15 protein-coding genes and 1 pseudogene are annotated in these 19,725 nt (G+C 59.9%); 5 read left to right on the plus strand and 11 right to left on the minus strand.

All coding sequences use genetic code 11. The features are described from left to right. From EPD66_RS21850 to EPD66_RS21865, 4 genes and pseudogenes are all read left to right on the plus strand, one after another. Positions 1 to 722: pseudogene (locus EPD66_RS21850) on the plus strand (IS5 family transposase); the annotation flags it as partial. 237 nt (positions 723 to 959) lie between these two features. Then, positions 960 to 1,841, plus strand: coding sequence for a hypothetical protein (locus EPD66_RS21855; RefSeq protein ID WP_142850692.1), 882 nt, complete (start codon positions 960 to 962; stop codon positions 1,839 to 1,841). A gap of 132 nt (positions 1,842 to 1,973) precedes the next feature. Then, positions 1,974 to 2,657, plus strand: coding sequence for a hypothetical protein (locus tag EPD66_RS21860; protein ID WP_142850693.1), 684 nt, complete (start codon positions 1,974 to 1,976; stop codon positions 2,655 to 2,657). Between the two features lie 241 nt (positions 2,658 to 2,898). After that, positions 2,899 to 3,231: a hypothetical protein gene (locus EPD66_RS21865; protein WP_142850694.1), complete on the plus strand. Its 333-nt coding sequence runs from the start codon at positions 2,899 to 2,901 to the stop codon at positions 3,229 to 3,231. Positions 3,232 to 3,283: 52 nt separating this feature from the next. On the opposite strand, the gene EPD66_RS21870 is transcribed toward EPD66_RS21865, so the two are convergent. Then, entirely contained in the window at positions 3,284 to 4,903 is a 1,620-nt protein-coding gene (locus EPD66_RS21870; RefSeq protein ID WP_185961565.1) for a recombinase family protein, read from the minus strand. A gap of 460 nt (positions 4,904 to 5,363) precedes the next feature. On the opposite strand from EPD66_RS21870, the gene EPD66_RS21875 reads away from it, so the two are divergent. Continuing rightward, positions 5,364 to 6,122, plus strand: a complete 759-nt coding sequence (locus EPD66_RS21875) for a BRO family protein (protein WP_142850696.1) — start codon at positions 5,364 to 5,366, stop codon at positions 6,120 to 6,122. Between the two features lie 2 nt (positions 6,123 to 6,124). Here the strand turns inward: EPD66_RS21875 and traI are convergent, their stop codons facing one another. The 10 genes from traI to EPD66_RS21925 all read right to left on the minus strand — a co-directional run bounded on the left by traI (position 6,125) and on the right by EPD66_RS21925 (position 19,724). Further along, on the minus strand, positions 6,125 to 7,795 hold the full coding sequence (gene traI, locus EPD66_RS21880; RefSeq protein ID WP_142850697.1) for a TraI/MobA(P) family conjugative relaxase: 1,671 nt from the start codon (positions 7,793 to 7,795) through the stop codon (positions 6,125 to 6,127). Continuing rightward, positions 7,792 to 8,151 (minus strand): conjugal transfer protein TraJ, encoded by a 360-nt coding sequence (locus tag EPD66_RS21885; protein WP_142850698.1) that lies wholly within the window; start codon positions 8,149 to 8,151, stop codon positions 7,792 to 7,794. The genes traI and EPD66_RS21885 overlap by 4 nt, the downstream gene beginning before the upstream one ends. Before the next feature lie 38 nt (positions 8,152 to 8,189). Continuing rightward, entirely contained in the window at positions 8,190 to 8,756 is a 567-nt protein-coding gene (locus EPD66_RS21890) for a hypothetical protein (protein ID WP_142850699.1), read from the minus strand. Positions 8,757 to 8,765: 9 nt separating this feature from the next. Beyond that, on the minus strand, positions 8,766 to 9,023 hold the full coding sequence (locus tag EPD66_RS21895; protein WP_142850700.1) for a hypothetical protein: 258 nt from the start codon (positions 9,021 to 9,023) through the stop codon (positions 8,766 to 8,768). A 96-nt stretch (positions 9,024 to 9,119) separates the two neighbouring features. Further along, the gene (locus tag EPD66_RS24710; protein WP_142850701.1) at positions 9,120 to 13,634 is read right to left on the minus strand and encodes a DUF5710 domain-containing protein; all 4,515 of its coding nucleotides are present in this window, start codon (positions 13,632 to 13,634) and stop codon (positions 9,120 to 9,122) included. Then, positions 13,627 to 13,854 (minus strand): hypothetical protein, encoded by a 228-nt coding sequence (locus EPD66_RS21905; protein ID WP_142850702.1) that lies wholly within the window; start codon positions 13,852 to 13,854, stop codon positions 13,627 to 13,629. The genes EPD66_RS24710 and EPD66_RS21905 overlap by 8 nt, the downstream gene beginning before the upstream one ends. Further along, positions 13,851 to 15,638 carry a type IV secretory system conjugative DNA transfer family protein gene (locus EPD66_RS21910; protein ID WP_142850703.1) on the minus strand — a complete coding sequence of 596 codons (1,788 nt, stop codon included), beginning with the start codon at positions 15,636 to 15,638 and terminating at the stop codon, positions 13,851 to 13,853. The genes EPD66_RS21905 and EPD66_RS21910 overlap by 4 nt, the downstream gene beginning before the upstream one ends. Next, complete coding sequence (locus tag EPD66_RS21915; RefSeq protein ID WP_142850704.1) at positions 15,635 to 16,579, minus strand: ATPase, T2SS/T4P/T4SS family; 945 nt, start codon at positions 16,577 to 16,579, stop codon at positions 15,635 to 15,637. The genes EPD66_RS21910 and EPD66_RS21915 overlap by 4 nt, the downstream gene beginning before the upstream one ends. Before the next feature lie 14 nt (positions 16,580 to 16,593). Continuing rightward, the gene (locus EPD66_RS21920; protein WP_142850705.1) at positions 16,594 to 18,927 is read right to left on the minus strand and encodes a hypothetical protein; all 2,334 of its coding nucleotides are present in this window, start codon (positions 18,925 to 18,927) and stop codon (positions 16,594 to 16,596) included. Between the two features lie 5 nt (positions 18,928 to 18,932). Continuing rightward, a complete protein-coding gene (locus tag EPD66_RS21925; protein ID WP_255448610.1) occupies positions 18,933 to 19,724 on the minus strand; it encodes a TrbI/VirB10 family protein in 792 nt (263 codons plus the stop codon). Position 19,725 lies beyond the last annotated feature (1 nt).

The following is a 19,725-nucleotide window of genomic DNA, read 5'->3' on the forward strand; positions in this document are numbered from 1 at the left end:
GCGCCAGTTTGCCGGGCTGAACCTGGAGCGCATCCCCGACGAAACCACCATTCTCAACTTCCGCCGCTTGCTGGAGAAACACGAGCTGGCGGCCGGCATCCTCGCTGTCATCAATGGCTCTGGGCGACCGCGGCCTGTCGCTGCGCCAGGGCACCATCGTCGATGCAACGCTGATCAATGCGCCCAGTTCGACCAAGAACAAGGACGGCAAGCGCGACCCGGAAATGCACCAGACCAAGAAGGGAAACCAGTATTATTTTGGCATGAAGGCCCACATCGGCGCCGATGACGAATCGGGTCTGGTGCACAGCGTAGTGGGCACGGCGGCCAACGTGGCCGATGTCACCCAGGTCGATAAGCTGCTGCACGGCGATGAGAACATGGTCGGTGCCGACGCGGGTTACACCGGCGTCGAGAAACGCCCTGAACATGAAGGCCGGGGGGTCATCTGGCAGATCGCCGCCCGCCGTAGTACTTACAAGAAGCTTGATAAGCGCAGTGCTTTGTACAAAGCCAAGCGCAAGATTGAGAAGGCCAAGGCTCAGGTACGAGCCAAGGTCGAGCATCCGTTCCGGGTGATCAAGCGCCAGTTCGGTTATGTGAAGGTGCGCTTCCGTGGTCTGGCGAAGAACACGGCGCAACTGATGACGCTGTTCGCTCTGTCGAACCTGTGGATGGCGCGCCGACATTTACTGACGAATGCAGGAGAGGTGCGCCTGTAATGCGGGAAATGGCCACCGGAGTGGGGTCCGGGTGGCGAAAACGTAAGAAATACTCGTCGAATTGATTGTTTTTTGATCATTTGGCGAGTTTAAAAGTTGCGCTAGGTGGTATGCCGGGGAAATACATGGCTACTTCAGACCATCCTTAAGGGCTTTACGTTTGCAGCCGTGGATCTGGATAAGCCGTTTTGCAGCGAGACAGGCTATCGGAGCCATTACCAGGACGTGCCTGGGGGCGTGTCAGTCTACGACGCCGCCAGCAGGATTTTTGCGGCCTTGCTCAACGACAAGCCAAAGAGCATCAAACAAGAATCTCGGGAATGGCGTCTGAAAAAGATGGCTGAAGATCCCGCCTTTGCTCCCGGTGGGTGGATTGTGCCGGGGCAGGTGGAACCGACGACAGAACAGAAGGCCGAACCGGCTACGATTAAGCAGCGCAAGACGGCGCCGAAATCCATGGCCGTTCTCTCGGTTTTCTGGAGCCTCCGCACAACACCTAGACCGGAAGGAGAAACGCTAGACGAGCATGGAACTATTTGGGCCTGTACCGTCCTTGACCGCGCGTTTGAAGAAGAAATTCGGCAGGCGCACGCGCCCACCATCGCGCTTGGTTCAGGATGGGCCCACGGGTGGACGGCCATTGTCGCAGAGCCCAAGCGATGGCAGCCAGCGCGCAAGGCCGAGGCGCGGCGCCGGAACCTTCGCAAGCGGTTAGAAAAGAAGTTTCCCCTTTTCGCCGATGCTTTTGAAGCCGCCGAAGTGGCCAAGCGCCCGCATTACTACGATGCCCAGGCCATTGAGCAGGGCGAGGATATGGCGCCACCTATGCAGCGGGTACAGATCAGCCCACGCCGCCGCTTGCCGCGTTTGGTGCGTAATAAGGACCAAGGCATCCAGCTCGACCTTTTCGCCGCTACCATTCAACAGGAAGAGCGCTGTGCGGCCCCGCGCGAGATGACCGAGGCTTTGGACGTGCAGCGCCACCGCCGCCGCCATCCAGAGTTGTTTTCAGAGCTCCCGAGCCATATCATCGGTCTTGAAGACGACTTATCCGGCTTGCAGGATACTCCGATATGGATTGACAGCCCTGGATTGCACTTATCCACCGTCAACCGCTAGACGCAGAAACAATAGTCGCGCAGATGAGGAAGAAAGGGGAGGGCAGGCAATAAATTAGTCACGTGACAAAAAGGTTGCAAAACAATCTTGAATCAGTATTATTGTCACGTGACAAAAAATGAGGACGCAACCATGTCTGTCATCGTCTCCCTCGCCGATTACAAGAACTCCCGCCGCATCGAAGAGAAGCAAGCCGCCGCCGCCAAGCTGCAGGCCGAGCAGGCCCTTGCCCGCCGTCAGGCCGGATATGATGCCGTGGGTCGTGAGCCGCTGGCCATGTATATGATTGATGCCATGGCGACCCTGATCGAAAAGGCCGAAAAGAAGGCCAGGGATGAACGCCCGTCTCCAGCCTATTGCGACCCGGCAAACGAAGTGCGTGGCGCCAAGTACGACGCCACCAAGGGCTTGAGCCGCAAGGAAATTGCCGCGCGTATTCGTGCCGATATCAAAGAGGCGCAGAAGGCCGGGAAAATCGACAAGGGGGTGAAGGTGTCAGTACGGACCAGCACCTATTCCGGCGGTGGTTCCATTGACCTCACCGTGACCGCCTTGCCCGAAAGTTTCCGCCTTTGGAGCCCTGAATATGTGGCCTGGGTCCAGGAAAACCCCCACGACCCATACCCGCCTTTCGCTTACACAGATCAGCGCAGCGGCGAATACAACGCCTTGATGGAAACGCTCCGCAGTATCCAACAGGCCTATAACCGCGATAATTCGGATTCCATGTCGGATTACTTCGACTGTCGTTTCTATGGCGATGTTTCGCTTGATTGGCGACTTGAAGCCGAGCGCCGCAAAGCCGAAGGGCTCTAGGGGAGGGCGGGCCATGGATTGGGGGTCTTTCACTGTCGGATTTATCGCTTGCGCGGCGCTATGCCTGTCGATCCTGCTGGTTTACATCCTGTGTCTGGCAGGTAACGACATGGTGCAGGCAGAGGCTTATAATCCACCCTTTCCGCCACAAAGCGAGGGGGATGTACCGCCCCCGCCATGAGAAGGAAGGATAATGGAGGAAGGTAAGAAACGGGGGCGCCCCCGACTAGGAGAGGCCCGTTTGACCCCAGCAGAGCGCGAGGCGCGCCGCCGCGCCAAACTGGTGCAATTCAAGCCTGCAGATCGTGCCGCCCTCGATTCGGCAGCTGAGGCCGCAGGGAAAACGGCGCCCGAGCTGGTGGCCGATCTGGTCGCGGCCTACTTGGATGGAGGCAAGCCGCCTCCGCCGCCGCCAGTCAGCGCCGAAGAAACCGCCGCGGCCCAGGTCTTCGACCGCCGCCGCCGCCAGATCCTGGCGAGCTTCGCCGAGATCCTGAACCAGGCGCAAGACGACCAGGCGCTTGAGCGCATCGAGCGTCGCGTTTCCATCCTGCAGGACATGATCAATAAGTGAGGCCAAAAGCTGAAAGCCCCTCCCGGTTATCTCAGGAGGGGCTTTTTCTTTTTCAGGGCTCCTTCAGGCGGAGCAGCTTCTGATAGTCCAGCTCGACGCTGCAATCCCGGCGCCATCGCTCCTCTGAGGCATCCCACACCGATTCGAATGTGATGCGCTGGATGATCGGCCGCAGGATCATGTTCGCTTCCAGGTCGGTCGGCGTGGCCTGCAGCCGTTTCAGGAGATTACGATAGTGCTTCAGCACGTCCTCGACCCGTGAAGGATGACTAAGACGTTCTATCTGTCGCCGGTGATTCTCGACAGTGAGCTTCAGCCTGCGGATCATCATCGACTTTTCCTCGAAATAGGCGCGCACCTCTGCCGTGCGGTTGTGCTGTCCGAGGGCGGCGATGACGTTGCGGACTTCCAGGCGCAACGCCTCGATCTGCGGCTTTAGTTCGTCAATTGCCGCCTGGTGTCGGGCTTGTTCGGCGAGGACCTCTTCACTCTCGAAATGGGCTTTGATGGTGCTCTCATCGACGCGCAGGGCCGCTTTCACGGCTAGCGGCATGATCGCTTCGAACTTGATATTCCTGCTGCCGCACCCCTTGACCGGACAGTTATAGACCCGCGTATGGACCTGGGTTATCTTGGCGCCGTGCTCCTTGCAGTAGAGCCGTCCGCTGATGATCGTATGCAAGGCCCGGCGGGGCTTGGCCAACTGCCTGGCTCGCCACTCCCGCTGCCGTTCGGCCGCCTGGGCCGCCTTTTCCTCAGGGGTCAGCACCTTGTTGGTGAGGATGCGTTGCTCGCGCAGGCTCGACCGTTCGTCGAGCATCGCCTGGACCTTCTCGAAAAGCTCATCGTCGATGATGGCCAGCTCGGGAATCGGAACCTGAATCCATTCACTCTCCGGCCGCAGCACAGAGACCCGCTTGCCCGTTTCAGGATGTTTCCGGTAGGCCATGCGGTTGAAGGTGACGATACCCTTGTAGAGGGTCTGGCGCAGTAATCCTGACTTGCGTGCGAGGGTTCCGACCAGGCTGGTGGGCGCCCATTGACCGCCTTTCGGCGCCTCGATGGCTTCGGCGTTCAAGTGTGCACAAATCGCCTTCAGGGTCTTGCCGGAGGCGTAGTCGGTGAAGATCCTTCGGACGATTCTTGCCTGTTCCTCATTGATCTTTCGCAGTCCTCGGATGGGCTCGCCGCGTTCGTCGAGCTGGTGAACCACGTCATAGCCGTAGGTCTGTCCGCCGGGTACGGCGCCGCCCAGCACAGAGGCGATCATTCCCCGGTGCGTCTTGTCGGCCAGGTCCTTGAGGTAGAGGGCATTCATCGTGCCTTTGAGGCCGATATGCAGCTCGTTCACCACGCCTTCGGTCACGGTCTCAATCGTGATGCCGAGGAAGGACATCTTCTTGAAGAAGGCGGCGATATCGCCCTGGTCGCGGCTGATGCGCGACAGATCCTCCGTAACAATCCGCTCGAAACAATCCTCGACGGCAACAGACAGCAGCCGCCGGATGCCGCGCCGGTTCTGCAGGTGGGAGCCTGACTTGGCTTCATCAATGAAAACGTCGGCCACGGTATAGCCGTGGCTATCGCAATACTGACGAAGGCGGGCAACCTGGTCCTGGGTGGATCTCGACTGCTTGTCGGTGGAATGGCGTGCGTAAAGCGCGACGAGCATTAGAGGCGTACCTGAAGAAGCAACGGAGACATCCTTATGACAGACCGTCCTCATTACTCGTAAGGGTAGCCCAGTGGCAAGCGGAAAGCAGCCACTGTGGCCAAGGTGTTGGACCTTCCAAGTCATTGATTTCGTTTAATGTGTCGGAGATTGCCGGAGTTTGCCGAAGATTGCCGGAGATTGTCGATCTTCGTCCGATTTCGCCTGTCGTCCAGGGGGCAGGATAGGTCGGGTAGTACTACCCGACAGCCATCCTGCCTTATTCGCACGGCAGAGCCGTGCTCAACGGGTAGGCTTCGCCTGGTGACGACATTCAGAAAATGCTTCTATTGGAAGGGAGAAAGGGTCGATGGTTGAGTTGCTTTCAGAGCAACTTCAATCTCACGACAGAGGATAGCAGGCCTGGAAAAGTCAGCTATTTCCCGTAATATTGGGGTATCTTCGATATCCGGTAAAAGCCATGGCCCAGGTGACATCCTTTGTTTTCGAGGACCAACCGGTTCGTTCTATTCAACGCGATGGTGAACCGTGGTTCGTCGCTGCTGACGTTTGTGCTGTGTTGGATGTCCAGCAGCCAATTAGGGCGATTGAACGCCTTGATGAGGACGAGCGGTCTAAGGTGAGTTTAACTAACATCAGCTCCAACGGTGTGAAGCAGGAGCGTGAATTCATCATCGTTTCGGAATCGGGCTTGTATACCTTGATCCTGCGGAGCCGAAAGGCAACAACACATGGAACGATACAGCATCGCTTCCGCCGCTGGGTCACCTCCGAGGTGCTACCGGCGATCCGAAAAACGGGCAGGTATGAGGCTGGCAATGAGAACCATCCTGCATCCATGGCCCATCAGGAACATCGCTATACGGTGCGCGAGGTGATAGTACGGCCTGACGGACAGTGGGGGCGTGTGTGGGCTATTCCCATTTATCGCATTGACGGGTTTGATTACTGGAATGTTCCTCTCGTGCTGGACGCCTATCATGGCCCCCGGCGTCTTCCTGAAAGGGTGAACTTCTCCGAGTATGCCCGTGACCTTATGGAACTGCATCCGGAGTTGGTGGGCGCCACGCCTCTTTGGGTGGCGCGACATGAGCGGCTTAAGTTTATCGTGCAGAGCGTTTGCGGTTGCTGGGATGTTCGCGCCCGTCGATTCCTGGAACAACTCGCCCAGCTTGAGAATGGGGAGTGCAGGACGCGGATGGTCGCCCGGTCCAGCTAGCTCTACATGCTTAAGCCGTCGTCGCCGATCTCCCGGCTTAGCTTCTTCCTAGTGGGCGTTGCAGGGGTTCCGAGTTCGAGGGTTCGGCCATCTGTGGAGATCAGCCGCAATCCGACGATAATGTCCTGCTCGTTGCGCACGGGGAGAATGGTATTCCCGGCATCATCAAGCATTGGAATGCTGCGTCGGCCAACAACCAGGTCCTGGTCTTCCGGTGTCGCCACAGCGGCCGCGCGGTGTACCACGGCCGGAGAAACTTTCGATAAACCGGACTCCCTTTCTTTGCCCTGGGCAGCTTCTTTATGCGGCGGTTTCCATTCGCCTTTCTCGCGCCAGGCCGCAAGTGCCGGTGCTACGATCTTCGGCGCCGGTCGAGGGCCTTTCACCGGCGAGGCCTCCTCGAAAATCGTGGCGAGCAGTTCCTGATGCGCAAGGATCAAGACCATCGCCAGCGGGTCTTTATAAGCTTCACCTAGCAGGAACAATTTCCAGTTGGCGGCGGTACGGCTTAGCAAGGTCGAGCGTTTGCGGGTCGGAGACTTCGTCGCTAGAAACCTATTCCATAGCTGCGCCGTTGCCGGGTGCTTCGCAAGAAGCGGCTTCGCCTCGTAACGGTGTTTCGGTTCTGGATTCCTGTCCTGGCCGGTTGGGGAGGAGGGGGCTTCCCTGCCAACTGGTGACGGCGCGCTGTGACCAGTGGAGGGCGCTGTTTGGCTTTTCCGCCCATTCGGTGCTGCCGGGATTTCTCTGCCGGTTGGCGCAGGCTGCTTCTCCCGGGCTGTTGGTGCCTGTGCGCTGCCTGGGACGGGCGGTGCTGGTGGAAGCTCTCTCTCTCCCGACTTCTCGTTTTCCAAGCCTTTCAGAGGCGGCTCGAATGGCCCCAGGCGGCCTTCCAGCGCCTTCTTGCTGCACGACCGATCAAGTGAGCTGGCTTTCATGCCTTGCTTGCCGCTCAAGGGCGTGAAGACCATGCCGTTGCCGCGCAGGCGCAGGGACACGTCGTACTCGGATAGCGCCTGATGCACGGCCTGCCAATTGTCGTTGCCGGTGATCGTGGCCAGGATCTCCGTCTTGTGTTCCTGCATATAGCTTTGAAAGGATTGCTGCCATGTATGGCGCTCGAAGTCCTGTGCCTCCGGGCTTAAGCCCTTGTCCTTGCCATCGGGGTGGCGGTCGGTCATGCCGCGATCTATGACAAGGCCGTATTTCTGTTCCATCTCCCGAGAGACTCTGGCCAAGTCAATGAAATCCCGGAAGGGATTGTGGGTCTTCAGGGTATGCGGATGCACCCTGTTGAAGGCGAGATGCATGTGGAAATTGTCGGTGTTGACATGGGTGCCGGCGACATATTGATGTTCGCCGAAACCCAGCCCCTCGGCGTAGGCCTGGGCGATGTCCGCAAGATCCTCACGCGACAGTTTCTCCCGGTCATCAGGGCGGAACGACACGACCAGGTGATAGGTCTGGTTGGCCACCGTCGGGCGCATCTTCCTGACGGCCTCGATCTCGGCCAGCGCCAGGTCGAGGTCTTCCAGGCCGGTGCCGGAGTCGCAGTTGCGAATCCAGAAGTGATCGAGCTTTTCGCCTTCCTCCTCGGCCGCCGCGATATACTCACCCAGACGGGTGAAGTTGTCGGGGATATCTGCTTGCTTGGGAACCTTCTTGGCAATCATGCCCTGATCCGCTTCACGGTGCCGTGGATCGTGCGTGCACAGGCCTTCAGCTCGCGTTGCGTTTCGGCAATTTCGTCGGCGATGGCGTCAAGCTTGGCTATCAGCTCCTCGGGCGGCGCCTCGTCCAGCGCCAGCTTGAAAAGGTTGCCCAGGCGTGCGAGATCCGCATTGACCTTCATGAGGTCGCGGATGCCCTGATAGGCCGCCAAGTCACCTGCATTGGGCAGTCGATACCCCATGATCAGGCGGCGGATAAGTTCGGAATGTTTGAGCTTGACCTGATCGGCCAGCTCTTCAAGCCGCTGTTTTTCCTTGTCGTCGAGATAGGTCTTCACCTGATGTCGGTCGGAAGGCATACCGGGAGTCTCGTCATGCTGTGGTAGCGGGACAAAGCCTAGAGTTCCAGGCCCTGGCCCTTGACCTTCGTTGGCGCCGTTAGGCCGAGCGCCTGGCGCTGGAGATCCACATATAGCCTGTCGGCGGCGCGCATGTTCTGCTTGCGGATCTCGACGATTTTCTTCTCCTCGGCATCGAGGCGGGACTTGTCCATGTTCAGCAGGCGGGCGGCATGTGCGCTGAAGAACTGGCGGGCCTCGTCATAGGGCAGGCCGCCCTTGCGGTTCTTGGGCAGGGAATGGCTTTCATCGACATGGCGATAGGCCTCCGGGTCGCGGATCTTGCCCATAAGCTTCTCGGCGGCTGAAAGTTCGGCCAAGGCAGTGTCGAGGCTGCCCTTCATCGCACCGCTATTGGCGTATTGCGCCAAGTCGTTTTCAAGGAAATGCCGCTCGGCGGCGAGGATCTGGTTCAGGTCGCCGCTCTTGCCGAGCTGGCGGACGTGATCGGCTATGCGCGTCCGGTTTTGACGAAGTTTTTCCGCCGGCGGCGTCCTGTCTCTTTCGACGACCAGGAGCTTTTCACGCAGGAACAGGCGATCCAGCGTGTCAATGGGATCTTTCATAGAAAGGCCTCAGAAATTGCGGTCGAGCCAGTCCTTGCCATAGGCCTGTTCCGCCGTTTCAGTGCGTAGACCCTTCTGACGAATGAAATCGGCACCACGGGTGCGCTTCAGCGCCAGCAGCGCATGGGCAGGCAGTTCCGCCAATGCCAGCCACGCCCAGGACGTTTCTTCGTCCCCGGCGTCGTCTGCCGCTTGCGATTCGGCAGCGAAGATTGCGTTCTGGGACAAGCCTTGTTTCTCTTCCTCGCTCAGATAGCTCTTCGGCATCTCTCTTTCTCCTCATTTCATAAGTGGATTCTAGCGGCTTGCGGTGCCTGTTGCCAGCATTGGCGGCGGCCCGAGACGAGCCGCCGCCAGGAATCCCTATACCGCCATTTCCGCCGGTTGCTGGCGGAGCTGGGAGGGCTGTTTGACCTTGCGGGCTTTCTGCGGTTCGAGGCCCAATTGTTCGGCCACCAGGGTCTTGAATTCCTTCTGACCGCGCTTGCGGGCCAAGTCGTTGTAGTCGGTCAGGCCTTGCAGTTTCTCGCCCTGCAGCAGGGGCGGGGCGATGACGCGGCCGCCGACCGCCTGGGCGGCTTGTTCCGCGCGCAGAAGGCCGACATTGGGCTTATTTTTGAGTTCGAGCTTGTGATCATCATCGGCGGCAATCACCAGATCGAGCTCCGGGACGGCCTTCTTGAGTTCCCTGGCCACGGGTTCGAGGTTACCGGCATTGAAAGCGACGACGACGGTCAGGCCGGTGGCGGCGTGGAGGGTGGCAGCTGTGGAGTAGCCTTCGGCCACGATGGTTGGCCCCTTCCTGTTGCCCTTGATGACGTGCATGAGGCCGGTCATGCGGCCGTCCTTCGTGAAGGTCTTCGTGCCGCCTGGTTCGATCTTCTGGATGTTCCAAAGGTAGCCTTTCACGTCGCGCATGGGGACCAGCAGATTCCCTTTCTCGTCTACCTTCAGGTCTCCCGGCGGGACGCCCTTGGTCTGCAAGTAAAGGTGCTTGTCGGGTGCAGGTTCGGCATTGACGAAGATGCCATAAACGCGCTTGGCCACCTGACGATATTGCGCCTGCAAGTCCATCTGCTGCTGTGCCTTGCGTTCGGCGGATTCGGCCTTCAGTCGTTCGAATGCCTCTGGATCGAGGCGATTGCCGGTCGCCACCCATTTGACGGGTTTATCGCCGTTGCGGTAGTTCATGATCTGACCGGCGGGTCGGCCATCGAGGAAGGCGCGGTAGCTGCCGCTCTTCTGGCCCTTCTTGTCGCCTTCGACGGCCACGCGATGCCATTTGCCGTCCATGCTGGGCGGACCTTCGAGAATCAGGCCGTATTCCTTCAAGGCGGCGGCGAATTCTTCGCTTGGATCAATTTTCCGCTCCGGGGCCTTCTGTGCCCCCATCCACCGCTTGAAGACCTCAGGGTCCGGATGTGCCGGCGGAACGTACCAGGACTTCTCCTTACGGGACCACCTGGCGCCAGCGGCCTTGACCTGGTTCTTTTCTGTGAAGGGAACATTGAGATAGATCCTCTTTGCGCCTTGCTGCGAGGGAGGCTCTTTCTGCTGTTCATTCGTTCTGGCTTGATAGGCCGCAAGCCATGCGGAAAAGTCTTCCCTCTGATCAACAGGGGGAATGCCTAGGGCGCCACGGATATTCCGGACGAATTCCAGCTTGTGATTGATCGGTTTCCCCGGTTCACCATTGATCTGAGCCAGTTCAACGACCTTTTCCAATTTATCGCCCAGGCGTTCCACCACTTGGGCTGCTGTCTTGCCTTCGGCAGCGGAGCGTTCAATCTCATCAACCACACCCAGGCTCTTGGCTAAGGCAAGCTCACTGTCGAGCTTCTGTTGGAGCCATTCCGAGACGGGAGCAGACGGCGGGGTTCTTTCCTGACCTTCTTGGCCCGGTTTCCATTTGGCGAAAGCTTCGGGATCAACGCCGTCAGGGACGTACCAAGCTTTTACCTTAGGGTCCCATTTAGCGCCCATGCCTTTGGCCTGTTCTTTCTCAGCAAAGGGGACATCCAGATAAACCGATGGCGTGTTCGGCATTTGCTGTTCCTCAGCCGGGGCTTGGTCAGGGACCTGCAGCCACTGCTTGAACGGTTCGAGATCGGTGCCGGCGGGAACGAACCAGGCTTTCTGATCCTTGTCCCACTTGGCCCCAGCGGCCTTGGCCAGATCCTTCTCCTCGAAGGGAACGGTAAGATAGACAGACGGCTCCTGCGCGGGCGCGGCACCCTGCTGCTTTTCCTGGCTCTCGGCCGGGGCCTGGTCAGGGGCCTTCATCCATTGCTGGAAAGGTTCGGTATCGGTTCCGGGTGGGACGAACCAGGCTTTGCGTTCCATGTCCCATTCCGCACCCGCCGCCTTGGCGAGATCCTTCTGGGCAAAGGGCACATCCAGATATATCCGCGCGCGCTGATGGCTCAGCTCTTTGGCCTGTTCGATAACGGACCAATACGCCACTTCCTTGCTGAGCGTATCCGTGCAATAGCGTCGGTGGACTTCTGCCATGAGGTCACCGGGCGCTTCCTTGCCCGAGGCGATCTCGTCGCACAGATCGATATATTTGGCCCGAAGACGCGCCCGCACGAATTCGCCGGGAAACTCCTCGAAATCCATGCGTTTGGCGTGTCTTTCAACATAAGCCATCGCCTTGTCGAAGGCCGCGAAATCGTAGGCGGCGGCACGCTGGCGCTCCTTGACCGGATAGCCGCCGAGGCTGTTCACGATGTCGATATCGTGCTGGTCGATATGAGGAGAACCGTTCTTCACGAGAAGTTCGGCGGCCCTCGCGGCGAGGGCATCGCCGGCCTGGAGCCGATTCATCACGAAAAGGCGGGCTTCGGTATTGCTCCGCAATCCGGCCGGATCGTCGGCAAGCAGGATATCGAGATTGCCGTCAGCCGGATTGATCTCAAGGCGCCATCCCTCGCGCGCCGCCAGTTCCTTATCCTGTTCCGTCCAGTCAGGAGTATTCGCTTCCCGGGCCTGGTTCTGGATCTCCGCACGCAGCTCGACCGGCTCTTGGACTGAGGCCTGTTGCCCGATCTTGGTCTGCAACGCTTCCGCCGGTGCAACGGACAAGTTGGCCAACAGCTCGTTCTTGCGCTCCGCTGCCGGAACATAGCCCTCGAAGCGGAGGGTTTCCGGCGTCCAATCCGGGTGCGTAGGGCAGAACGAATCCCAGATCAGTGAGGCCAGTTCGGCGTGCTGGCGGGATTGGCCGGACAGCGAAACGGAGATGGCTTCCAGACGGTTGAACTTCCGGGTTTCCGCTTGGAGCTTCGCCAGGTCCTCGGGACCTCCAGGTGCGCCGCCTATGACGGACCAGTCGAGCTTCGGTAGTTCGGCCGCGAGCTGTTGAAACTTCTTCGCTTCGTCCGTGAGGCCCAGGACCTTGGCGGTCAAGCCCGGCCAAGGTGCAGCGGGGATCTGCGGATCAGCGGCCATCTCCTGCCCAGTCTTCTGTGGGGCTGGGGAGTTCTGCGGGATCTCGGCACGAAGTGCCTCAACCGGATTGGCTGCCAGTCTGGACAGTAGCTCGATTCTGCGCTTCCCGGCGGGAACGTAGCGATCGAACGGTTTGTTGTCAGGCCCCCACAGAAGGTCCTTGGAACAGAATTTGTCCCAAATGAGTGAAACCATCTCCCCATGCTGCCGGGATTGACCGGCAAGAAGATCGGAGAGGGATTCAAGATCGTTCATCATCTGGTATTGCAGCCTGGCTATTGCGGGGTCTCGCGGGCCGGGTTCTTCGATGACGGGCGTTTCTTTGGCCGCTTCATGATAGGTCCAATCGACCTGCGGCAGTTCGGCCACCAGCTTTGCGTAGGCGGCTCCTTCGCCTTTCAATTCCCAGGCCCTCACCGCGGCTTCATCGGACAGGCCCAGATGCCTGGCCGCGAGGATCGGCCAATTATCCCAGGTGATGCTTTGATCCATAGCCATCGCCTTCTGCTCGGCCTTGCCTTTTTCCGGCGCCTGGCTCAGCTGCGCGGCCAGCTCCTGGCGCTTCTCAGGCTCCATGATCCATGTGCGGATCAGCTCGGCGTCACGCGCCGCCGCAAAGAGAAGGTTATGATCGTCCTTCAGCACGCGCAGCCACGACTTCAAGTAGCTGGCGTGGCGGTCGGGGTAGTGGCCAAGGCCCAGCTCCGTGGAAACCATGAAGCTGGCCATCTCTGCGCGCAGCTCTTCCTTCGCATAGGCCTCGGTGCCGAAGGGGCCGAACTCACGAGCAAGGCGGTTCCTATGGCCGGTGGCGTGCCCCTGTTCGTGAAGCGCCGTGGCATAGTATTCATAGGCCTCTTTGAAAGCCTCTTTCGGCGGCATGTGGATGCGGTCTTGCATCGGCGTGTAGAAAGCCCGGTCGGCCTGGTCGTGCAGAATCTGCACACCGCAGGTGGCCAAAACCTCCTCGGCGCGCTGGTCGGGTGCAAAGGTGGGCTCTGGCGCCTTATAGGGCTCCAGGCCTTCGATTTGCTGGGCGTTGAACACCACGGCGTGGAATACCTTGGGCCGGTCGAGGCGGTATTCCCGGCTGCGCTGGTTGCCATCGGCATCGAGGACGGGATTTCCCTCCTCGTCCAGCATCGGAACCTTTTCGGTCCATTTCCAGTATTCGACCAGTGTTCCCTTTTCGCCCTTCATCACCTGGGCGCCTGCAGCTTTCGCCTGGCGATAGGTCATCCAGCGCGGATCGGAATAGCCGCGCATCTCCAGCCACCAAGCATTGATGCCGCGATAGCTCTTGCCGGTTACGGGGTTGAAGGGGGCTGTGCGGATCGCATTGGGCTCCCATGGCTTCTGCCAGGGAGCCGTACCGGCCTCGATATGCTTTATCAGCTCCTCGACGACCTGATTGCGGAAATTACTCATCGCCGCTCTCCTCTTCGGCAGTCGGGTCGAGTCCGTCGAAGAAGCTATCCAGGGCGTCTTCTTCAGACAGGGCGTCTTCCTGGAAGGCGCCCATCAGCTCGGCAACGTCGGGATCGACCGGCACCGGCCCCTTGACGGCGGCCTCGGAAGCGGCCTCGGCGGCCAGCTTCAGGTAGCTCTCTTCACTCACAGCGGCTTTGTCTTTGGGATCGTCACTCATGCTGCTTCCCCTTCTTTCTTGCTGTTGTCGCCCATAATCGGCGCCGGTATCGCGGCGCGGCGGCGCAGTTCCTTGTCCTGGAAATACAGGGCCTGGCGCCCCCGGATCGGAGGGGCACCGGCAACGAAGGTCAACGCCTCGCCGGGCACGGCGACCTTCTTGCCGAAGAGCCCGAACCACCGCTTGCGGCTGCCGATCAGGCGAAGGCGCATGCATTCATCGGGCGTCAGCAGGGGACGCCCGGTTTCATGAAGGCTTTCGTTCACCGAACCGATCTCGCCGCGTCGGCCGGAACGGGTGCTTCTCTTCTGAATGACCGTCGTCCGCCCGGCCATGTCGCTCAACACCTTGGCCGTCTCGATCTTGTTGGGCGCGAAGGCCACGCGAACATGACAGTTCGACATGATGGATTCATCGCGGCCATAGGCCTGCTGAAGCTGGCTGATGTCCTGGACGATGATGAAGGCCTTCAGGCCGTATCCGGCGATGAAGGCCAGCGCGCGCTCGAAGATCTCCAGCTTGCCGATGCTGGTGAACTCGTCGAGCATCAACAGCAGGCGGTTCTTATAGCTGGCGACGCTGCGGCCGCCCTCGAACTCCATGCGTTCGGTCAGCCGCCTCATCATGAGATTGACGATGATACGGGTGAGCGGTCGTAGGCGGTCGATATTGCTGGGTGCCACGACCAGGTAGAAGGCAACCGGCTTGTCGCCTTCCATCAGATCCGCAAGACGGAAGTCGCTGGTGGCCGTGTTCCTGGCGATGATCGGGTCCGCATAAAGCGCCAGCTCGGTAATGGCCGAGGAGTGGACGCCGGAACGTTCCTGCGGGGCTTTCATCTTCATTCTTGTGGCGCCGCGCCGGACTTCCTTGTCCACATGCTCCACCCCATGCTCGAAGGCAATCATGTCGTCGAGCAGTTCGGTGAAGTTGTCCTCGCCTTCGTCTTCGGCGGTAATGCCGGAGACGAAATTGTTCACGTCCTCGAAAGAGGCCGTTCGGCCTTCGTCGCGTTGGATGCGGTAGAGGACGTGAAGCAGGATGACGGAGAGCCAAGACCAACCTTCCTTGGCCCAATAATCCTTGAGGCCCTTGCCATCGGGGTCGATGACCATGGCCGCGATATTCTGGCAATCGGCAATCTCGCGGCCGTCGCCGAGGCGGATTTCGGCCAGCGGATTGAAGCGTACAGAGCCCTCCTGGGCGGTCGGCTCGAATTTCAGGATGCGGTGACCGAGGGAGGCGCGCCATCCGGCGGAAAGGGCGAAGTTCTCACCCTTGATGTCCAGCACGAAGACGCTTTCCGTCCAGGTCAGAAGGGTGGGCAGGATCAGGCTGACACCCTTGCCCGACCTGGTGGGCGCGAACGCCATGACGTGTTCGGGGCCGTCATGACGCAAGGTCTTCGTACCGAAAAGGCCCTGCCAGCCTCCGACGACCACGCCCTTGCCCTCAAGCAGGCCTGTGGCCTTCGCATCGGACTTCTTCGCCCAACGGGCCGAGCCGTGCAGTTCTTCCTTCGAGCGGTCGCCGGCAATGGTGCGGTGCTGGGCGCGTGTGGCCACGGTCAGCAGAACGAGCATGGCCACGATGCCGCCGGCGCCGGTCCAGAACATCGCCCTGGTCAGTTCCGCCGGGAGGCCTGCTGGATGGACGGCGGAACTGATCACCCATTGCCACCAGGCCGGATCTGCCGCGTTGAACCCCACCGCCAAATGCCATTGGAGAAGTATGGCACCCAGCGTTGCAGCGAAGATGGCCAGCAAGGAAAGGCGGTAGATCATGCCTCGACCTCCTGGCCGTCCTTCAGCACCCAGCGGTCCTTGCGCGGCTCCCAGATATCGGTGATGCGGCGCCAGCCATCGGCATCGCGCTTGATCTGGACCACCACATCAACCAGCTCAGACAGGAATTCGGACACGCGCGGCATGGTCGCACCTGACCAGGCTATGTTCTGGTCGAACTTGCGATGGATCGCCTGCCAGGGGCTTTCGGCGTGGATGGTACACATGAAGCCGGTCACGCCGGAATTGAGCGCGGCCAGGGCGGCAAAGGCGTTCTGTGTGGAGATCTCCCCGAACAGGATGTGATCAGGAGTAATGCGCATTAGGTGATCATAGAGCTGGCGCCAGTCGAGCATACCCGAGCCGGTTCCGGCCTCGCGTGCCGCAATCAGGCCGACACCATCCCAGAAGGGTTCGATATGCAGTTCCGGCGTGTCCTCGACCGCGACAACGCGCCGGTTCGGGTCGATCTCCGTCAGCAGCTTGTTCAGCAGCGTGGTCTTGCCGGTATTGGTCGCGCCGGAAATGATCATGTTCGCTTCCGACCGGATCACCCCGATCAGATATTCACGGATTGCCGGCGACACGCCGACCTGTTCCCAGGTCGGCGTGAAGGGATGCTTGCAGCGGATCGCCAGGCTGAGGCCGGTCCGCACGGAAGAACCGACCAGGACCTCGAAGCGATGGCCGCCCGGTAGGATGCAGGAGAGCTTGGGGCTCTTGTCATCCTCGAAGTTCAGGCCGTTGAGGTTGCCCAGGCTCTTGGCGATGGTTTCGATTACGGCTTGGGTCAGCGCGTGGTCCTCGACCACGCGCTTTCCTTCACCACGGCGATCCGTCACCACCTGGTGCGGGCGGCTCATACGGATCTCCACGGTCTGTGAGTCTCCGTAATACCGCTTCAGCGGTTCGAGAATGCTCTCGAAGAGGGGATTGGACATGCCGGGTCCGCCCGTCACCACGTGCCAGGGGCGCAGACTTCCGCCTCATCGCCGCCGGGAATGCCTGGCGTGCGGGTCCAACAGGTTTTCGTTACAGGAGTTGAGATATTTTGATGCCGTGCCAGATCTTCAGTAGTGCTGTCACTGTAGCAATGTCCGACACCACCTGTCGGAATGGCATTCGGCCCCCATCCATTTGTGGGATGTTTCGGATTGCTAATATAGTAAACACGGTGTATCCCGCCGCCATTCTCGTAATCTCCGATATACTCCTGCTCCTCTCGGTACGTGGGATGGGGATTTGAGGGGGTTTGCCAAGTCGTTACCCATTCACCAAGGAAATATTCTTGATTGGGATTTACACGGACGGGTGCCGTTTGCTCGACAACTTGGCGCACGGCACCAGTTGCCCGGGGTATCGAGACCGAAAAATTGCGCACGCCTCTTGTATCGTTAACCGCCCAGCAGATATCGGACGCCAACGGCTTGATCCATGTGCGCGAAACGAAATGCCCGGTCGGTTGACAGGACTCTACCGGCCCCTCTTGACCCATGCCGATCTTGTAGGAGACTTCCGATTCGTCGGGGCGCTTGTAGACCTCGAACCTTTCGACTTCCTGGAACCCGGAACAGCCGGTGATTTCGGACCATTTGCCGGTGCCGATATTCTGGTTGCGCTCGAAGATGTAGGGCACCTGCGCTGCGCCCTGCAGAACCTCGCCGGACTTGATGTTGAAACGGCCTGAAGGCGGCGTGATGTAGACCGTCGAGAGCGGATAGGCATAGCGCTGGCCGTCATGGTTCTGCCAGCCTACGGTTTCGATCTGATGGGTGTAGGTGGTGGTGCTGTTCTGGCAGCTCGTGATGTACTCACGCACGCCATTGCGCATGTAGTAATGCCGCTCACGGGCATAGGAGATCCCGGCAGAGAAGTCATGCTCCCAGGTCGCGGGATTCTCGCAGCCCTCCGTCGTCGCAATGATGGCGGTTCCGGTGGTGTCCGGAGTGCAGTCGGTGATGTATTGCTCCATACCATCGACACGGATTCGCAGGCGGCTTTGCATCGTCACGGTCGAGCCAGCCTGGTCGATGATCGGCGAGCAGATATAGGCGCCGGCCGAGTTCTGGTAGACCTTCTCGTGAGGATAGGTGGTGCCGTTGTCCGAGCAGGCGTCGGCCTGCCAGATCACGCCATCCATTTCGTACTGATGTCGGCCGAGCTGGTGGGACCGACCGGCGGCGAAGTCGTGACGGATCGAACAGCCATCCGTCGTCGAGACCATGGGCACGGCCGCAACTTCGGTCGAAGCCTCGCAGCCACGAACTTGCACTTCGGCATTGTTGGCGTTGCGGTACACCAGCGCCGCGCGCGGAACCGCCTGCAGCGAGGAATAATCGAGGAAGACGGAGCAGGAATCGCGCTTCTCGACGATTGGGAAAATCCGCTCCTCATCGGGGGTGCATTCCGTCACTTCTCGACGGCTACCGCCCCTGTCCACATAGTATTGGACATAGCGTGCAGTCGCACGCCGGGCTTCCAGATCCACGGCATCGGTGCAAGCGGCATAGCTTCGCTCGATCTTGAAGCGGTCATTGCCGTCCTCGCAGGGCGTGTAGCTGGTTTTGCCGTTCTCGATTGTTTCGACCCGGCTTTGCTGGATGGCGTAGCCTTGCGCCAGGTCAACGCGAATATCGCAGCCGTCGTTAGTTACGCGGACAGTCGGCGGTGGCGTGTCCTTGATATCGAGCGGTTCGGGGTTCTTGTAGGAGGCCGCATCGGGGTTCTGTCCGGCGTTGGACCCGGCACCGGTACCGGCGCTGGAGGACGTGCCTTCGGCAGCAGCCGTCTCTTTTTTCTCTTCCTTCTTCTCTTCTTCCGGCTTCTCGGCGAGACGGCGCAAGGCGGCAATCAATTCCGTCTGATTGCCTTCAACGGTGATCGGCTTGCTCGGATCGATCTCCGGCTGTTCAAGATCCATTTGCGTGGCGAAGTCGTGGGCGTTCAGAGGCTCGATACGCCCGTCCTTTTCGACCGCGCTCAGCACGACTTGACCAATCAGACGGTCCTCGATGGCGACATAGCGCGCAAAGGCCTTGGCCGTGACCCCTTCGGTCAGATCGCGCGTTGCGCCAGGGACTTCCTCCAACATGAGATCGAACGGCGAGGGCTCGTTCTCCGGCACCTTCAGATTTGCGTTGGCCCGGGTAACGATCTTGACCTTCTGAACCATCTCCTGAAGGTCCCCGGCGGGCTCTCCAGGGGGCTCCTGCTGTTCCGTCGCCAGAACCGGAAGAACCGGCAGGGCGAATGCGGAGGACAGAAGCAATACACGGCTAATGCGCTTCATCTCTATTACTCCACGCTTGCAATGTACCAATCCGTCGCAGGGCGGATCTGAATCCTTGTGCCTTGCGGGATCGTGATAATCGGCTTGAGGGAAAGGGATTCTTCCAAAACCTTGGCGGTGATCTCGCCGAACCGCGTCGAAAGCTCTTCGGCGGCTTTCTCTGCGGCCTCAACGGCGACAGAGCCGTCTCGGTCTTCGGTTTTCGTGGTGGCCGCGGACAGGCGCACCCCGGTCGAAATGCCGGTCAGCAGGAAGGCCGTGCCATAGCGTTCCCAAAAGCGCTTATCGACATCGCCGGTCACGCCCTGGCGGCCCTGCACATCGCCGAGCGGCGAATTCAGTTGCCGGATCTCTGCACGATGGCCACCAAGAAGAATGCGTTGACAGGTCAGCGCCAGGCGCGAACTGCCCATGTCCTCGGGGGGCGCGTAATCGCAGATCAGGCGCGAGCCCTTGGGAACCAGGATGTTCCGGCCGTGATAGCCGAATACGTCACGGGCTGTCTGGATGATGACCGTTCCAGTCGTATCCCCGCCAATCTGGCTGTTGATACCGGTTTCGAGGATGCCGACGATGTAGCGGTCTGCCGTCAGGATACGGCTATTGTCCACCGGCCGGGTCGAAGTGCGCCGAGGACCTTCATAATCGGCTTGGAATTGCGGTGTGGGCAGATCCAGCGGGGCAACCGCAGGGGTGGCCGACAGGTCGAGGGAGCCGTTGGAAGAAGGAACCGGCATCTCCGGCACTGCCAGGGCGGCTGGGTCATTCTGTATGAACGGCGCTGTTTGATCGCTCAAA

The sequence above is a fragment of the Telmatospirillum sp. J64-1 genome (assembly GCF_006980715.1).
GTDB classification, from domain to species: domain Bacteria; phylum Pseudomonadota; class Alphaproteobacteria; order Rhodospirillales; family Magnetospirillaceae; genus Oleiliquidispirillum; species Oleiliquidispirillum nitrogeniifigens.